13 protein-coding genes are annotated in these 15,270 nt (G+C 70.6%); all 13 read right to left on the minus strand.

The window, feature by feature from the left end; translation table 11 throughout:
- Window positions 1–8 precede the first annotated feature (8 nt).
- Genes ccmI through KAK06_RS01335 form a run of 13 tightly spaced genes read right to left on the minus strand, consistent with a single transcriptional unit; the run spans window position 9 to window position 15,094 of the window.
- Window positions 9–1,208 carry a c-type cytochrome biogenesis protein CcmI gene (gene ccmI, locus KAK06_RS01275; RefSeq protein WP_210799887.1) on the minus strand — a complete coding sequence of 400 codons (1,200 nt, stop codon included), beginning with the start codon at window positions 1,206–1,208 and terminating at the stop codon, window positions 9–11.
- The gene (locus KAK06_RS01280) at window positions 1,205–1,660 is read right to left on the minus strand and encodes a cytochrome c-type biogenesis protein (RefSeq protein WP_210799889.1); all 456 of its coding nucleotides are present in this window, start codon (window positions 1,658–1,660) and stop codon (window positions 1,205–1,207) included. Before KAK06_RS01280 ends, ccmI begins: the two co-directional genes overlap by 4 nt.
- Window positions 1,653–2,183, minus strand: coding sequence for a DsbE family thiol:disulfide interchange protein (locus KAK06_RS01285; RefSeq protein ID WP_210799890.1), 531 nt, complete (start codon window positions 2,181–2,183; stop codon window positions 1,653–1,655). The genes KAK06_RS01280 and KAK06_RS01285 overlap by 8 nt, the downstream gene beginning before the upstream one ends.
- The gene (locus KAK06_RS01290; protein WP_210799891.1) at window positions 2,180–4,150 is read right to left on the minus strand and encodes a heme lyase CcmF/NrfE family subunit; all 1,971 of its coding nucleotides are present in this window, start codon (window positions 4,148–4,150) and stop codon (window positions 2,180–2,182) included. Before KAK06_RS01290 ends, KAK06_RS01285 begins: the two co-directional genes overlap by 4 nt.
- The gene (gene ccmE / locus KAK06_RS01295) at window positions 4,147–4,614 is read right to left on the minus strand and encodes a cytochrome c maturation protein CcmE (protein ID WP_210799892.1); all 468 of its coding nucleotides are present in this window, start codon (window positions 4,612–4,614) and stop codon (window positions 4,147–4,149) included. Before ccmE ends, KAK06_RS01290 begins: the two co-directional genes overlap by 4 nt.
- On the minus strand, window positions 4,611–4,775 hold the full coding sequence (gene ccmD / locus KAK06_RS01300) for a heme exporter protein CcmD (protein WP_210799894.1): 165 nt from the start codon (window positions 4,773–4,775) through the stop codon (window positions 4,611–4,613). The genes ccmE and ccmD overlap by 4 nt, the downstream gene beginning before the upstream one ends.
- 2 nt (window positions 4,776–4,777) lie before the next feature.
- Window positions 4,778–5,530 (minus strand): heme ABC transporter permease CcmC, encoded by a 753-nt coding sequence (gene ccmC / locus KAK06_RS01305; RefSeq protein ID WP_210799895.1) that lies wholly within the window; start codon window positions 5,528–5,530, stop codon window positions 4,778–4,780.
- A gap of 4 nt (window positions 5,531–5,534) precedes the next feature.
- Complete coding sequence (gene ccmB, locus KAK06_RS01310) at window positions 5,535–6,191, minus strand: heme exporter protein CcmB (protein ID WP_210799896.1); 657 nt, start codon at window positions 6,189–6,191, stop codon at window positions 5,535–5,537.
- Window positions 6,188–6,796, minus strand: coding sequence for a heme ABC exporter ATP-binding protein CcmA (ccmA, locus tag KAK06_RS01315; protein ID WP_247652573.1), 609 nt, complete (start codon window positions 6,794–6,796; stop codon window positions 6,188–6,190). Before ccmA ends, ccmB begins: the two co-directional genes overlap by 4 nt.
- Entirely contained in the window at window positions 6,786–8,969 is a 2,184-nt protein-coding gene (locus tag KAK06_RS01320; RefSeq protein WP_210799897.1) for a tetratricopeptide repeat protein, read from the minus strand. Before KAK06_RS01320 ends, ccmA begins: the two co-directional genes overlap by 11 nt.
- Before the next feature lie 12 nt (window positions 8,970–8,981).
- Window positions 8,982–12,362: a cytochrome c3 family protein gene (locus KAK06_RS01325; RefSeq protein ID WP_210799898.1), complete on the minus strand. Its 3,381-nt coding sequence runs from the start codon at window positions 12,360–12,362 to the stop codon at window positions 8,982–8,984.
- On the minus strand, window positions 12,359–14,218 hold the full coding sequence (locus KAK06_RS01330) for a cytochrome C (RefSeq protein WP_210799899.1): 1,860 nt from the start codon (window positions 14,216–14,218) through the stop codon (window positions 12,359–12,361). Before KAK06_RS01330 ends, KAK06_RS01325 begins: the two co-directional genes overlap by 4 nt.
- A gap of 6 nt (window positions 14,219–14,224) precedes the next feature.
- Entirely contained in the window at window positions 14,225–15,094 is an 870-nt protein-coding gene (locus KAK06_RS01335) for a hypothetical protein (protein WP_210799900.1), read from the minus strand.
- Window positions 15,095–15,270: the final 176 nt, after the last annotated feature.

A 15,270-nucleotide genomic window follows, 5' to 3' on the forward strand; every position in this document is an offset into this window, starting at 1 on the left:
CTCGGGGCTCAGCGCACCTCGCGCTCGATGACGATGCGCAGCCCGCTGGCGCCGGGCGCCACGCTCGCGCTCAGGCCTTCCAGGTCACCGGGCTGCGGCATGGCCTGACCGGACTTGGACACGCGCGCCCCCACCACCACCGCAGGCGCGCCCGACAGCCGCGCGGCGGGGCTCATGGCCATCGAGTCGTCCAGCGTGAAGTCGGCCGGCAGGTCGCGCACGCGCTTTTTCAGGATGGCCAGCGGCATGCGCGAGCCTTCGGCCGGGCGGGCGAAGATGAAGACCGTGTCGTCCGGCGCCGCCTTGGCGGCCAGCGTGGCTGACAGCTCCACCCGGCCGCTGACCGAGGCGCGCGCCGCCACCGCGGCGGGCGTGGCCTGCGCCGCGGTGGTGGCGACTGCCGGCAGACCGGCGGCCTGGCGGGCTTCGCCCAGGGCGCTTTGCAGCTGCTTGACCAGGTCGGAATCCGGCGGACCCACCTTGACGGCGCGCTCCCAGTGCCGCACCGCGGTCTTGGCGTCACCGGTCTCGAAGGCCAGCGTGCCGGCCAGCGCCAGCGCCTTCAGGTTGTCGGGCTCGGCCTTCAAGGCGGCGGCGATCAGCTGGGTGGGCTCGCCCTGGAAGCTGCGGCCATTGACCATGGCCAGCGCGTCGGCCAGGTCGGCCAGCGCCTGGCCATTGGCGGGCTGCAGCGCCAGCACCTTGCGGTAGGCCGGCACGGCCTCGGAGAAACGGCCCAGCACCGAGTACGAGCGGCCCAGCATCAGCCAGCCTTCGGCGTCCTCCGGCTTGGCCTTCAGGCGCTCGGTCAGCGAAGCGAGCATGCCCTCGATCTGCTGCGTGCCCATGGCGTGCGGCGCCTGGCCCGGCGCGGCACCGGTCTCGGCCGGGGCCGCCGCGGGGCTGCCCGGCTGGACCGACCAGCCTGGCAGGTTGCCGCGCCAGGCGTACAGCGCAGCGCCGAAGAGCAGCACGAAGCCGGCCATGGCGAGCATGGTCTGGCGGCTGACGCGGGGCGCGGCCGCGGGCGCCGGCTGGGGCGCTGCGCTGGGAGCGCTGGCCGGGCTGGCCATCACGGCGTCCACCAGGCGGCGCTCCAGTTCAGCGCGGGCGCTGGCGGCGGCGTCGGGCGACAGGGCGCCGCTGGTGGCCAGGGCGTCAAGTTGCCGCAACTGGTCTTTCAGCGCGGCGATGGCATCAGTGGTCATGATCGGGGAGCGTTGTTCAGGCCCTCGTCGGGCGTCTCGGGGTCGAAGGCCTCGTCGGGCAGGCGGGCGCGGCGGCGCAGCAGCCAGCCCAGGCCCAGCAGGGCGCCCAGGCTCAGCAGCGCCGGCCCGCCCCACAGCAGCGCGGTGCGGGCGTTGAAAGGCGGCTTGTAGAGCACGAAGTCGCCGTAGCGGTCGGTCATGAAGGCGCGCACCTGCTCATCGGTCTTGCCGGCGGCCAACTGCTCGCGGATCTGCTGGCGCAGGTCCACCGCCAGGCCGGCGTGCGAGTCGGCCACGGTCTGGTTCTGGCAGACCAGGCAGCGCAGCTCGGTGGCGATGGCCATCATGCGGGCCTCAAGGGCCGGGTCATCGGCCACCGAGCGGGCTTCACCCGCCCAGGTGTTCAGGGCGGCGGCCAGCAGCGCGCTGGCGATGAGCAGTCGTCTAGCCATTGAGTTGCTTCAGCAGGGGTTCGATCTTGTCGCGCAGCACCTCGGGGGTGACCGGGCCGATGTGCTTCATGCGCACCACGCCCTGGGCGTCGATGACGAAGGTCTCGGGCACGCCGTAGACGCCGTAGTCCAGGCCGATGCGGCCGTCGGGGTCGAAGATCGAGGTGGTGTAGGGGTTGCCCAGCTGGCGCAGCCACTGCAGGCCGTCGGTGCGCTGGTCCTTGTAGTTCAGGCCGATCAGCTGGACCGTCTGGCCCGGGCGGCGCGACCACGCGACCAGCACCGGGTGCTCGTCGCGGCAGGCGCCGCACCAACTGGCCCAGACGTTGAGCACCCAGGGGCGGCCCAGCAGGTCCTCGCGGGAGATGCGCTGCTGCGCGTCGGCCAGCGTGGGCGCCGCGAACGGCGGGGCCGACTTGCCGACCAGCGGTGAGGGCACCTCACGCGGATCACGCGACAGGCCGACGAACAGGAAACCAGCCAGCACCAGGAACAGCGCCAGCGGGATCAGCAGCTTGTTCATGCCGGAGCTCCTTGCGCCACGGTGGCGGCGCGGCGGGTGCTGCGGTAGCGGCGGTCACTCACCGCCAGTGCGCCGCCCAGCGACATCAGCACGCAGCCCAGCCAGATCCAGGTGATCATCGGCTTGTGCTGCACGCGCAGCGTCCAGGCGCCATCGGGCAGGGCTTCGCCCATCGAGACATACAGGTCGCGGGCGAGGTTGGTGTCGATCGCGGCCTCGGTCATCGGGTTGCTCTGCACGCGGTAGACGCGCTTTTGCGGCGTCAGCGTGGCCACCACCGCACCGTTGCGGGTGACCTCGACCGTGCCCTGCACCGCGCGGTAGTTGGGGCCGGGTACCTCGTCCAGCGACTTCAGCGTGAACTGGTAGCCACCGACCTGGGTGCTGTCGCCGGGCATCATGCGCACGTCGCGCTCGGTCTCGTGGGTGCGCACCACCGTCACGCCCAGGATGAAGGCCGCCACGCCCAGGTGGGCCAGCAGCATGCCGCCCTGCGCGCGGCCGATCTGCCGCAGCGCCTGCATCGCCCGGCCGGCGCGGGCGGCCGGCAGCAGTCGCTCAGCCAGGTCGGTCAGCACGCCGGCAGCGACCCAGTAGGCCATCAGGTATCCCAGCACCGAGCCGAACGAGGCGCGGCCGGCCAGCACCGCCGTGGCGGCGGCGGCCAGCACCGTGACCAGGGCCGCCCAGCGCACGCGGCGCGCCAGCGAGGGGATCTCGTCGCCCTTCCAGCGCGCCAGCGGGCCCACGCCCAGCAGGAAGATCATCGGCGCCATCAGGCCGGTGAAGACCTGGTCGAAGTAGGGCGGGCCGACCGAGATCTTGCCCAGGCCCATCGCATCCAGGAACAAGGGGTAGAGCGTGCCCAGCAGCACCGCGCCACAGGCGGCGGCGAACAGCATGTTGTTGGCCAGCAGCGCGGCCTCCTTGGACACGGCGGCAAAGCGCTGGCCCAGGCCCACCTGGCTGGCGCGCCAAGCGTAGAGTAGCAGCGAGGCGCCCACCACGATCACCAGGAAGGCCAGGATGAACAGGCCGCGGCGCGGGTCGGTGGCAAAGGCATGCACGCTGGACAGCACGCCCGAGCGGACCAGGAAGGTGCCCAGCAGCGACAGCGAGAACGCGACGATGGCCAGCAGCACCGTCCAGGCCTTGAAGCTGCCGCGCTTCTCGGTCACCGCCAGCGAGTGGATCAGCGCCGTGCCCAGCAGCCAGGGCATGAAGGAGGCGTTCTCCACCGGGTCCCAGAACCACCAGCCGCCCCAGCCCAGCTCATAGTAGGCCCAGGCGCTGCCCAGCGCGATGCCCAGGGTCAGGAAGATCCAGGCCGCCACCGTCCAGGGGCGCGACCAGCGCGCCCAGGTGGCGTCCAGATGGCCGCCGATCAGCGCCGCGATGGCAAACGCATAGGCCACCGAGAAACCCACGTAGCCCATGTAGAGCATCGGCGGGTGGAACACCATGCCCGGGTCCTGCAGCAGCGGGTTCAGGTCGCGGCCATCGGGCGCCGCCGGGATCAGGCGATCAAAGGGGTTGGAGGTGAACAGCGTGAAGGCCAGAAAGCCCACGCCGATCCAGCCCATCACCGCCAGCACCCGCGCCACCACCGGCTCGGGCAGCGCGCGCGAAAAGGCGGCCACCGCCAGTGACCACACCGACAGCATGCCCACCCACAGCAGCAGCGAGCCCTCGTGGCCGCCCCAGACGCCGGCCAGCCGGTAGGCCAGCGGCAGGGCCGAGTTGGAGTTGGTGGCCACGTACAGCACCGAGAAGTCGTGCCGCACGAACGACGCCGCCAGACAGCCCAGCGCGATGAACACCAGCAGCGCCTGCCAGGCCGCCAGTGGACGGCCCAGGGCCATCCAGTCGGCGCGGCCGCGCTGCGCGCCCATCAGCGGCATCACGCCTTGCAGCAGGGCCACGCCCAGCGCCAGGATCAGGGCCAGGTGGCCGAGTTCAGGGATCACTTCGCGCCTCCTTGGGGCACCACCAGCGTCTCGCTGGGGGGCGGCGCTTGGCCGGCCTTCTTCAGGGCTTCAGCCGCCTCGGGCGGCATGTAGTTCTCATCGTGCTTGGCCAGCACTTCCTTGGCCATGAAGCCGCCGTCCGGGCCCAGCGTGCCCTGCGCGACCACACCCTTGCCCTCCTTGAAGAGGTCGGGCAGCGTGCCGTCGAAGCGCACCGGCACCTCGCGCACCGTGTCGGTGACGACGAACTGGGCGGTGATGCCCTCGCGGCTGACGCTGCCGGTCTTGACCAGGCCGCCCAGGCGGAAAGTGCGCTCCTTCGGGGCCTCGCCGGCGGCGATCTGGCTGGGGGTGTAGAAAAACACCATGTTGCTGCGGAAGGCATTGAGCACCAGCGCGGCAATGCCCGCCAGTGCCAGCAGCACCACGCCAATGATCGTGAATCGCTTCTGGCGCGGCGTCATGCGTCGGCCCCTTCGCGCGCGGCGGCCCGGGCGCGCGCCAGGCGGCGCCGCGAGGTGATCGCATCCACCGCCATCACCAGCACGGTGAAGGCATAGGCGCCCCAGACAAAGCGGCCATGACCGCCCATCGCCAGGAAGGCGTCCAGTGAGTCCCACTGCATTCTCAGGATTCCTCGGTGTGTCGGTAGCGCTGGGCCACCCAGTCGGATTCGGATTCAAGCTCCAGCACCAGCGCGCGGGCGCGGCTGAAGATCACGGCAAAGGCAAAGGCCCAGAAGGCGATCGTCATCAGGCCCATGGCCTGCAGCATCGTCTGCGCCATCTTGGGGGCCGCCGTCATGCTGATGGAGGCGCCCTGGTGCAGCGTGTTCCACCAGCGTACCGAAAAATAGATGATCGGCACATTAAGAGCCCCTACCAGCGACAGCAGCGCGCCGGCCTGGGCCGAGCGGCGCGGGTCGTCGATGGCCTCGACCAGGGCGATGTAGCCCAGGTAGAGCAGCAGCAGGATCAGCTCCGAGGTCAGCCGCGCATCCCACACCCACCAGGTGCCCCAGGTGGGCTGGCCCCACAGCGCGCCGGTGACCAATGCCACCGCGGTGAACATTGCGCCGGTGGGCGCGATGGCGCGCGCCAGCGTGCTGCCCATGCGGGCGTTCAGGCCCCAGCCCAGCGCGCTCCAGAAGGCAATGGCCAGGTACAGCAGCATGCTCATCCAGGCGGCGGGGACGTGGATGAAGATGATGCGGTAGGCCTCGCCCTGCTGGAAATCGGTGGGGGCGACGAAGAAGCCCATCCACAGCCCGGCCAGGCCGGTGAGCAGGGCCACCGCCCAGCACCAGGGGGTGGCGGCGGCGGCCAGCGCGTCGAAGCGCGACGGGGCGGCAAAGGTGGTCCAGCGCAGGCGAGCGTTCATGGGGTCATTCAACAGCAATGCGCAAGGCAGCGGCGGCGGCCGGCGGCGCCACCAGGGTGGTCAGGATCAGCAGCGCGCCCAGCAGCGACAGCGGCGCCTGCGCCGACTCGCCATGCTGCGCCGCCACCACCGCGCCACTGCCGAAGATCAGCGCCGGCACTGCCAGCGGCAGCACCAGCAGGAAGACCAGCGTGGCGCCGTTGCGCAGGCCCAGCGTCAGCGCGCCGCCCAGCGCGCCCAGCAGGCTCAGCACCGGCGTGCCCAGCAGCAGCGCCAGCGCCAGCATGCCCGAGGTGGCAGCGTCCAGGTTGAACAGCAGCCCGGCCAGCGGCGACAGCAGCACCAGCGGCGCGCCACCCTGCAGCCAGTGCGCCAGCACGCGCACGGCGACCAGGCCGGGCAGCCAGTGGCGGCCGATCAGCATCTGCTCAAGGGTGCCATCCTGCCAGTCGCCGCTGAACAGCGTGCCCACCGACAGCATCATCGCCAGCAGCGCACACACCCACACCACGCCCGGCGCGATGCGCGCCAGCAGCGTGGCATCGGCGCCCACGCCCAGCGGGAACAGCGCCAGCGCGGCGATGAAGAAGGCCAGCGGCAGCAGCCACTGCCCGGGCGAACGGGCGGCCAGCAGCAGGTCGCGGCGCAGCAGATCGATCATGGCGCAGCGACCGCGGACAGGTCCAGGGTGTCCAGACCGGGCAGGTGCACGGCCTGGTGGCTGGTCAGCACCAGCGCACCGCCGGCTGCACGGTGGGCCTGCAGCACCTCGTCAAGCAGGGCGCAGGCCTGGCGGTCCAGCGCGTCATAGGGCTCGTCGAGCAGCCACACCCGCGCCTCGCCCAGCCACAGGCGCGCCAGCGCCAGCTTGCGCCGCTGGCCCTGCGAGAGCTTGCGCACCGGGAAGTCCATGCGCCGGCCCAGGCCGACGCGCTCGAGCACGGCGCGCAGCCGCGTGTCGTCGGGCACCGGCCCATGCAGGCTGCACAGGAAGCGCAGCGCCTCGCCCACGGTCAACTCGTCCTTCAGCGCGTTGGTGTGGCCCAGGTAGGCCACCGGTGCGTGGCGATCGATGCGGCCTGCCGCCGCCGGCGCCAGCCCGGCCAGCAGGCGCAGCAGGCTGGTCTTGCCGCTGCCATTGGCGCCCTGGAGCCACAGCGCCTGGCCGGCGCGCAGCTGCAGGCCCAGGCCGCTGAAGACGCGCCGGCCGCCGCGGCGGCAGCCGAGGTCGGTGGCGGTCAGCAGGTCTGCATCGTCAGAGGTCAAGCCGGTAACCCAGGTAATAGAACACGCGCGTGGAGTTGTCGTTGAGCGTCGGGCTGGTGGTCTTGCTGGATTCGGCGCTGACCTCGCCCTCGATGACCCATTTCTCGCCGCCGCGCCAGGCCAGGCGCAGGCCCGGGCTCCAGCGCAGGGTCTTCACGCTGCCGGTGCCATTGTCACCGTAGACGCGCAGCGACGGTTCCAGCTGCAGCCTGGCCGTGGGCGCCGACATGTTGTTGTAGCTGAGTTGCCAGCCGTTGTGGCCCGGCTGCTTGAACAGCGTCAGGCTGGCCACGTGGGTGTCGCGCTCGGAGTAGAGGTTGGTGCCGATCAGCTGCAGGCTGCCGGACCAGATGTTGCCCGAGGCCGGGCTGCCGGGGTAGTTGATCGAGGGCACCGGCGCGATCGCGCCGACGCTGGTCAGGCGGATGTCGGCGCCCACCTGCCACTGCGGCGTGACCGGGTGCGTGACGCCGACCAGCCCCTGTTTGGAGTAGGCGGTGGTGGCCGCCACCGACTGGCGCAGATCGCTCAGGCTGCGGTAGGCCAGCAGGTCGGACAGACGGCGCGGCAGAGCCCGGTTCGGATCGGCGAAGAACAGCGCATTGCCCAGCATCAGCAGCGGCACGGCGCGGTAGTCGGCCAGCACGTTCACTGTGGTGCCGCCCGACAGCGTGGTCGTGCCCTGCAGCGAGGCCACGTTGGTGCCGCGCAGCGTCAGGTCGTACTCGTACTGGCTGAAGACCGAGGTCGAGCCTTCGAACCAGCGCATGTCCAGGCCCAGGGCCTGGCGATCGACCTGGCCGTCGATCTGCTGCTGCATCAGGTAGAGGCTGGCGCCCAGGTTCTCGGTCAGCGCCTCGGCGTCCAGCGAGAGACCGCCGAAGTAGCGACGGGTGTCGAGCAGCTCATCGGTGGGCTGGCCGGCCACCGCGCCGATCTTCCACTTGGGCTTGAAGGTCCAGCTGCCCTGGACACCGTCGAAGCGGCCCAGGACGCCGCCGCCCAGGCCGCTCTGCCGGCCCACGCGGGCCTGCAGGCCGGGGCCGGTCTCCTTCCAGTCGACATAGGCCGCGGTCAGGCGATTGCGCGAGGGCCGGCCAAGCATCATCTCGTAGGTATGGTTGTCGCGAAAAGCGGCGCGCAGGTCGCGTTCGGTGTCGCGCTGGCGCCAGTTCAGGTCGATCGAGGACGAGAGCTGCTTCTGGTCGGTGCCCGACAGCGTGGTGTCCGAGATGATCTTGGGCAACTGGCCCTCAAGCGGTGTGTCCTTCAGCACCGTCTGGGTTTGCGAGGCGCCGCCGTAGAAGTACTGCGACCACGAGCCGGTCAGCTGGCTGGTGGCGGCGCGGCGCGCGGCGTCGGTCGGCTCGGCCTGCGCCACGGTGGGGGCCGGCGCACTGCCGCCGCCCAGCTCGGCCAACAGGCTGCGCATGCGCGGCGCACCGTTGCCCGACGGGTAGAGCTGCAGGTACAGGTCGGCCTCGCGCTGCGCGCCAGCGCGGTCGCCCTTGGCCAGGCGGGCCGCGGCGATGGCCTCCTGGGCCTCCGGCGTGCGGGCGTTGGGCGGCAGGTTCAGGGCCTCGTTGAGCTGCTCGATCGCCAGGTCGGGCTCGCCGCGGGTGAGCGATTCCCGCGCCAGCCCGATCAGCTGGCCGGCCCGGGCGGTGACCTCGGCGTCGCTGGGCGTGCCGATCACCGGTGCCGGCTCGATCAGCGCCGACGGGGCGCTGCTGAGCGCTTCGCCCTGGCCTTCAAGCACCACATCGATCGAGCGGTTGTCGCGGCCGGCGCGGGCGCGCATGCGCACGCCCTTGTCGATGCGCACCACCAGCTTGCGGTTGGTCAGCTCGCGTGCCGTGCCGTCCTCGGTGACCACGACGCGCGGCAGCGCGGCGGTCTGCAGTTGGCGTCGCTCGCCGTCGATGAAGTTGGGTTGCTCGCGGCTGGTCACCACGTCGTAGTAGACCTGGAGGAGGTCGTCGGCGCCTGAGGCCACGCTGCGGCGCAGCTGCACCTGCACGGTCATGCGGATCGTCATCACCGCGTCCTTGCCTTCGCGGCGCAGCGCCAGGTCGTCGATGACCTGGGCCTGCACCGCGGACGCGGACAGGGCGATCGCGGCCGCCAGGGCCAGCGGATGGGAGCGCAGACGGGTGGGTTGGTGGTGGGTCATGGTCGGGCCTCCTCAGTCCCATTCGGTGTAGGTGCTGCCCTTGCCGCCCAGGGGCTTGTGGCAACCGGATTCGGAGCAGTCGAGCGGGGTCTTGCCCTTGGCCTCGTGGGTCAGCGACTTGCGCTCCATATTGCCCAGGTAGCTGGTGCCGCTGGCATGGCAGGCCTTGCACCAGCCGGCGCCGCCGCCCAGGCTGCCGTTGTGGTTCATGCGCATCGTTCCCCAGCTGCTGGTGCTGCTGTGGCAGGCCTTGCAGTCCATCGCTGCACCGTTGAGCAGCTGGGTCTCGGGGATGTGGTTGGTCGGCTTGGCCTGCAGGCCCTGGCTGACGTAGTTGCTGATGTGGCAGCCCTTGCAGGTCTGGCTGGCCACGGCCGAGTGGTTCATCGTCACCGAGGTGGCGAAACTGACCTGCGAGCGGTGGCAGGCATCGCACTTGGCGGTGGGCACGGTCACGGGGATATGCGTGGCCGGCTTGCCGCGGGCCGTGGTGCCGTTGTGGCAGTTGTCGCAGGTGCCCGAGCCGATCTGGTCATTGGCCGAGTGCCGGTACTGCACGTTGTTCCAGCTGGCGGTGGAGCGGTGGCAGTCCTCGCACACCGTCACACCGTTGTGGACCGGCGTGGCCGGCTTGCCCACCGCGCCCAGGTAGCTGCCGGTGTGGCAGACCGCGCACTGGGTGCTGAGGCTGTAGTACGCATGGATGCGACCAGGGTTCCAGCTGGCGTAGCCGCTCTTGTGGCAGGCGTCGCAGTTGGCCGAGGCCATCACGGCAATCTGCTGGTAGGGCACGTGGTTGGCCGGCTTGCCGTCGGCCGGCGGGTAGCGGCCGGTGTGGCAGCTTGCGCATTGCGCGGTGACCACCACCTGCGTGTGGTTCCATTTGCTGGGTTTGAAGGCCGTGACCGTGTGGCAGGCCCAGCAGTTGGTGTTTCCGACCGGGATATGGTTGGCGCCCTTGCCGGTGGCCTGGCTGCCATTGTGGCAGCCCGCGCAATTGGTGTTGGCGCCAAAGCTGCCGTGGTCAGGCTTGCCGGTGGTGGCCCAGCTGCCGGTGTTGTGGCAATCCTCGCAGCGCGTCACGCCGTTGTGCACCGGGGTGGCCGGCTTGCCCACCGCGCCCAGGTAGCTGCCGGTGTGGCAGGTCGAGCACAGCGTGCTGACGCTGAAGTACAGGTGGAAGCGACCGGGGTTCCAACTGGCGTAGCCCGCCTTGTGGCAGGCATCGCAGTTGGCGCTGGCCGAGGGCGGAACCAGTTGGTAGGGCACATGGTTGCTCGGCTTGCCTTCTGCGGGCGGATAGCCGCCGGTGTGGCAACTGGCGCACTGGGCAGTGACCACCACCTGGCTGTGGTTCCACTTGCTGGGCTTGAAGGCGGTGACCGTGTGGCAGGCGTAGCAGTTGGTCAGGCCCACCGGGATGTGCCGGGCCGGCTTGCCCGTGGCCTGGCTGCCGTTGTGGCAGCTGGCGCAATTGGTGTTGCTGCCGTAGCTGCCGTGGTCCGGCTTGCCGTTGCTGTCCCAGCTGCTGGTCTTGTGGCAGCCCTCGCACTGGGTCACGCCGACGTGGACGGGTGTGGCCGGCTTGCCTGCGGCGCCCAGGTAGCTGCCGGTGTGGCAGGTGGCGCACTGGCTGCTGACGTTGTAGTAGGCGTGGAACCTGCCCGGGTCCCAGCTGCCGTAGCCGGCCTTGTGGCAGGCGTCGCAATTGGCGCTGGCCGAGACGCTGACCTGCTGGTAGGGCACGTGGTTGCCGGGCTTGCCGTCGGCCGGCGGGTAGCGGCCGCTGTGGCAGCTGGCGCACTGCGCGGTCACCACGGTCTGGGTGTGGTTCCATTTGCTGGGCCGCCAGCTGCTGACGCCGTGGCAACTGAAGCAGTTGGACGCGCCCACCGGGATGTGGCTGGCGCCCTTGTCACTGGCGGTGCTGCCGTTGTGGCAGCTGGCGCAGTTGGTGCTGGCGCCGAAGCTGCCGTGGTCGGGCTTGCCGCTGCTGGCCCAACTGCTGGTGCTGTGGCAGCCCTCGCAGTTGCTGACGCCGTTGTGCACCGGCGTGGCGGGCTTGCCCACCGCCCCCATGTAGCTGCCGGTGTGACAGCTGCTGCACTGACTGCTGACGTTGTAGTAGGCGTGGAACTTGCCCGGGTCCCAGCTGCCGTAGCCGGCCTTGTGGCAGGCATCGCAATTGGCACTGGCCGAGACGCTGACCTTCTGGTAGGGCACGTGGTTGCCGGGCTTGCCGTCGGCCGGCGGGTAGCGGCCGCTGTGGCAGCTGGCGCACTGCGCGGTCACCACGGTCTGGGTGTGGTTCCACTTGCTGGGCTTCCAGGTGCCGGTGGTGTGGCAGCTGAAGCAATTGGTGCTGCCCACCGGGATGTGGCTGGCGCCCTTGTCACTGGCGGTGCTGCCGTTGTGGCAACTGGCGCAGTTGGTGCTGGCGCCGAAGCCCGAATGGTCGACCTTGGACACCGACCAGTTGCCGCTCGTGTGGCAGGCTTCGCAGGGCGCGGTGGTGGCGATGTGGTTGCCGGGCTTGCCCGACGCCGAGCCATAGCTGCCGCTGTGGCAGGTCGCGCACTGGCCGGTGGGATTGAAGCTGGCGTGAAAGCGCGCCCCGCTCCAGCTGGTGTAGCCGCTCTTGTGGCAGGCATCGCAGTTGGCACTGGCCGAGACGCTGACCTGCTGGTAGGGCAGGTGGTTCGATGGCCGGCCGTCGGCTGGCGGGTAGCTGCCGTTGTGGCAGCTGGCGCACTGTGCGGCGACCGGCTGCTGGGTGTGGTTCCAACGCGAGGGTTTCCAGCTGCCGGTGCCGTGGCAGCTCAGGCAGTTGGTGCTGCCGCTGGGGATGTGGTTGGCGGCCTTGCCGCTGGCCTGGCGCCCGTTGTGGCAGCTGGCGCAGTCGGTGGCCGAGGTGTAGCCGCTGTGGTCGGGCCGCGCGCCCGCCCAGGTGGCGGTGATGTGGCAGCTGTCGCAGCTGGCGGTCGTGGCCAGGTGGCCAGCGTTCTTGCCGGTGGCGGTGACGCCGTTGTGGCAGCTGGCGCAGGTGCCGGCCGCGGTGCCGGCATGGTCGAAGCGGGCGTTGTCGAAGCTGCGCGTGGTGTGGCAGCTGTCGCAGCGCTGCGTGGTCTGCACATGCTGTGTCGACTTGACGATGTTGTTGCGCGACCACTGGCTGCCGCTGGTGTGGCAGGTCGCGCAATCACGCGGCGTGCCCTTGAGCTGGCCATTGAGGTGGCAGGACTCGCAGCGCACATTGGCGTGCGCGCCCTGCAAGGCGAAGCCGGTGTTCAGGTGGTCGAAGTCCTTGCGGACGCTCTGGGCCGCCACGGGCGAGGTGGCGAGCAGCCCGGCCCACAGCAGGAGAAGGCAGAGCAGGCGGTGCAGCAAGGTCATCGAGGCACTCCCGAGGCTGGGCTGGGGGATGGGGGGGTGGGACGGCGCGCCAGCAACTCGCGCCAGCCGCTGGTCTGGTGGCAGGTTTCGCAGCGCAGGCCGAAACCGCCGTCGTGGACGTCGTCGCCGCGGTGGCAGGACTGGCAGCTGTCGCCCAAGGGCGCGGTCTTGCGCCCGGCTGGCGCGGGCGCGCGGTGGCAGGCCTCGCAGGTCAGCGGCTGGTGCTTGCCGGTCAGCGGGTAGCGGGTCTGTCGGCTGTGGTCGAACTGCGCCAGCGTCCAGTGGCGGGCGTTGTGGCAGCTCTCGCAGGCCGAGCCCTGGGCACCCTTGTGGCGGTCATCGGCGCGGTGGCAGCCCAGGCAGTCGCGCGGGGCGTCGCGGTAGCGCAGGGTCTTGTGGCAGGCGCTGCACTCGACCTTCACGTGGGCACCCAGCAGCGGGAAGCGCGACAGTTTGTGGTCGTAGGGCGCATCCTTCCAGCGGCGGTCGTTGTGGCAGCTCTCGCACTTCTGGCCCAGCTGGCTCTCGTGCTTGTCGTCCTTGCGGTGGCAGCCGATGCAGTCGCGCGGCGTGTCGCGGTAGTGCTTCAGATCCTGGTGGCAGTCGCTGCACTTGACCTTGGCGGCGGCGTGGCCGCCACGCAATGCGAAACGGGTGACCTCGTGATCGAAGCGTGGGATCTTCCAGCTGCGCTCGCCGTGGCAGGCGGCACAGGCCTCGCCCACGTTGCCAGCGTGCTTGTCGTCGTTGCGGTGGCAGCCGATGCAGGTGCGCGGCGCGTCGCGGTAGACCGGTGTGCCCTTGGGCCCCGGCTTGTGGCAGGCCTCGCATTTGGCGTCGGCGTGCTTGCCCAGCAGTGGGAAGCGCGCGCGGTCATGGTCGAAGCGGCCGGTCTGCTTCCAGTCGCTCTCCTGGTGGCAGGCCGCGCACTCGGTGCCCAGGCTGCCTTGGTGCTTGTCGTCCTTGCGGTGACAGGCCAGGCAGTCACTGGGGGTCTTGTCGCGGTACAGCGTGCCGGTGTGGCAGCTGTCGCAGCGGACCGCGCGGTGCTTGCCGCGCAGCGGGTAGCGCGTTTCGGTGTCGTGGTTGAAGTCGATGGTCTTCCAGGACTTCTCGCCGTGGCAGGACTCGCACTTCTCGCTGTAGCGGCCCTTGTGCTTGTCGTCGGCCTTGTGACAGCCCACGCAGGTGGTGGGCACGCCGGCGTACTTGACGGTCTTTCCACTGGTGGGGTGGCAGTCGGCGCAGGCCACGTCGGCGTGCTTGCCCTTGAGCGCGAACGAGGTGGTCGCGTGGTCGAAGCGGGCTTCCTTCCAGGTTTTCTCGGTGTGGCAGTCGGCACACTTGGCGCCCAGCGAGCCCTTGTGCACATCGTCCTTGCGGTGGCAGGCATTGCAGTCCTGCGGCGCCTCGGCCCAACGCTTGCCCGGCAGGTGGCACTTGGCGCACTCGACTTTGGCGTGCGCCTGGCGCAGCACCCAGTCGGTTTCGCGGTGGTCGAAGGCCTGGGTGTCAAGCTGCACGATGCGCGCCTCGCGGCCTTTGTGGTCGGTGTGGCAGCTGCGGCAGGCCTGCGGCTTCTGGCGGCCGTGAAAGCCGCTCTTGTGCCGCAGGTCCTGGCCGATCGGCTTGTGGCAGTCGGCGCACAGCCGGTCTTGCGCCGCGCGGTCGAAGCGCACGTGGCAGCTGGCGCAGTCGTCCTGCCACTTGGCGTGCGCCTGGTTGAGCACGCCCGGCGACAGCGCCGATTCCAGCGACTGCGCCGCTGCCGGCGCCAGCAGCGCCAGCCACAGCGTGGCCAGGCTGGCGAGCAGGCGCCACAGCCGCAGGGTGGGACGAGACAGGCATCGCAGCATCCGGCGTCAGTAGGCGTGCACGGCGAGCACGTGCACCAGCGCGCAGATCACCATCAGGTAGACAAAGGGCAGGTGCAGCACATGCCACAGCGAGAACAAGCGCTCCCACGACGCGAAGTGCGCCACCCGCAGCACCGCCGCCAGGTGGCGCGCCGACAGCCCGCGCCACTCCTGGCGCAGCGTGCGCAGGGCGCGGGTGCGGCCCTGCTCGCGCTCGGCCTGGCGGCAGTGGCGGTCGATCTCGCGCCGGGCCGCGCGCAGCACGCTGCGCGAGCGCCACCACAGGCGCAGCATCGGCCAGGGCGAGGCGCCGGTGTGGCGGCGTGGGTTGTCCTCCAGTGCATGCTCGAAGTCCAGCAGGCGCTTGGCGGCCGCGGGCGGGAAGCTGCCGGCGTGTTCCAGCGCCTGGTGGCTGGTCTGTACCGACTGGCGCAGCTCGGCCAGCTCGGTGCGGCGCTGCGTCAGGCCGTGGTGGACCTGCACGTACAGGTAGCGGCCAACGATGCCGCTGCCCGCCACCACCAGCATTGACAGCAGCGCCACGGCGGCGTTGAGCGAGCCGATGCGGAAGTTGCAGTGCACCAGCACCAACCAGGGCCCCGCCAGGCCCAGCAGCATATGGGCGATGAACCAGGCCCGGGTGTTGCCCCAGCCGCGCATCCAGCGCACGCGCTTGCGCATCGGATACAGGAACAGCGCCAGCATCGCCAGCCCGCCGGCCACGCCGATCCAGTAGCCAGCGTCCGAGCCGGCTTCCAGATCGGCCCAGCGGCCGACCTGCCAGGCGCTGACCACGCCCAGGAGCACGCCGCCGACCACGGTCAGGCCGTGGCGCCAGGGCGTGGATTCGGTGCGGCGGAGGGTGGTGGTGTTCACGGTGGCCGGTAACAATGTGCGATCTGCACATTTATTCTAAGGGATTCCGGGCCCCGTGCGGGACCGGTGTGGTGTCCAACCGTGTGCAAGCGCGCAGGCCTGCACATTCGAGCGGTCCCAGCCGGGATGCTGGCGGAGCAGGCTGACGGCCGTCTTAGCGGGTCTTGGCTCCGGCC

The organism is Ideonella aquatica (genome assembly GCF_018069755.1).
GTDB classification, from domain to species: domain Bacteria; phylum Pseudomonadota; class Gammaproteobacteria; order Burkholderiales; family Burkholderiaceae_C; genus Ideonella; species Ideonella aquatica.

Excerpts from the sequence above, each read along its gene's own strand:
- ccmB (WP_210799896.1), bottom strand. The coding sequence starts at position 6,191 with ATGATCGATCTGCTGCGCCGCGACCTGCTGCTGGCCGCCCGTTCGCCC.
- ccmD (WP_210799894.1), bottom strand. The coding sequence starts at position 4,775 with ATGCAGTGGGACTCACTGGACGCCTTCCTGGCGATGGGCGGTCATGGC.
- KAK06_RS01330 (WP_210799899.1), bottom strand. The coding sequence starts at position 14,218 with ATGCTGCGATGCCTGTCTCGTCCCACCCTGCGGCTGTGGCGCCTGCTC.
- KAK06_RS01280 (WP_210799889.1), bottom strand. The coding sequence starts at position 1,660 with ATGGCTAGACGACTGCTCATCGCCAGCGCGCTGCTGGCCGCCGCCCTG.
- KAK06_RS01325 (WP_210799898.1), bottom strand. The coding sequence starts at position 12,362 with ATGACCTTGCTGCACCGCCTGCTCTGCCTTCTCCTGCTGTGGGCCGGG.
- KAK06_RS01285 (WP_210799890.1), bottom strand. The coding sequence starts at position 2,183 with ATGAACAAGCTGCTGATCCCGCTGGCGCTGTTCCTGGTGCTGGCTGGT.
- KAK06_RS01320 (WP_210799897.1), bottom strand. The coding sequence starts at position 8,969 with ATGACCCACCACCAACCCACCCGTCTGCGCTCCCATCCGCTGGCCCTG.
- ccmE (WP_210799892.1), bottom strand. The coding sequence starts at position 4,614 with ATGACGCCGCGCCAGAAGCGATTCACGATCATTGGCGTGGTGCTGCTG.
- ccmI (WP_210799887.1), bottom strand. The coding sequence starts at position 1,208 with ATGACCACTGATGCCATCGCCGCGCTGAAAGACCAGTTGCGGCAACTT.
- ccmC (WP_210799895.1), bottom strand. The coding sequence starts at position 5,530 with ATGAACGCTCGCCTGCGCTGGACCACCTTTGCCGCCCCGTCGCGCTTC.